At 56.0% G+C, this 523-nt stretch carries 1 protein-coding gene; it reads left to right on the plus strand.

The annotated features are described in order from the left end of the window. On the plus strand, positions 1-395 hold a 395-nt coding region (locus I6E78_RS18560), incomplete at its 5' end, for a hypothetical protein (RefSeq protein WP_197183129.1). Positions 396-523 lie beyond the last annotated feature (128 nt).

Genomic DNA, 523 nt, shown 5'->3' on the forward strand with positions numbered 1-523 from the left:
ACGTGCCCAAGGATGGAAAACGGAAGGAAAAACTCGCCCTGGAAATGGCCGGCATCCTTGCGCTGATCGTCAAGGCAGCCCTGCGGTATCAGAAGGACGGCCTCGTGCCGCCCAAGCGCGTTCTCGCGGCCCGCGACGCCTATCGGTCGCAGATGGACCTCTTGGCCGAGTGGCTGGATGAGTGCTGCGACCTTGATCCTTCGGCCACGGTGTCGTCAAAAGAGCTGTGGGACTCGTGGGAAATGTTCGCTCGCGGTCGCGGATTGCTCAATTACATCCGAAGTAGCACCGCTCTATCGCGTCGGTTGGACACGAGATTTCCGCCAATCCGGGGGTCAGGCGGCGTGCGCTTGAGGTCTGGGTTACGCATAAAGGGTTCAGCGGACCTGTTTTAGCCCTACAGAGTGACGCAAGTGACGCATTTTGCCCTTTTTTGACTTTTTCCACCTATGCGTAAAGAGAGTTTTGGAAAAAGCACCTAAATGCGTCACTTGCGTCACTAACGGAGAAACTTGTAGACAAA

The sequence above is a fragment of the Pseudoalteromonas sp. NZS127 genome (genome assembly GCF_015864805.1).
GTDB lineage: Bacteria > Pseudomonadota > Gammaproteobacteria > Enterobacterales > Alteromonadaceae > Pseudoalteromonas > Pseudoalteromonas nigrifaciens.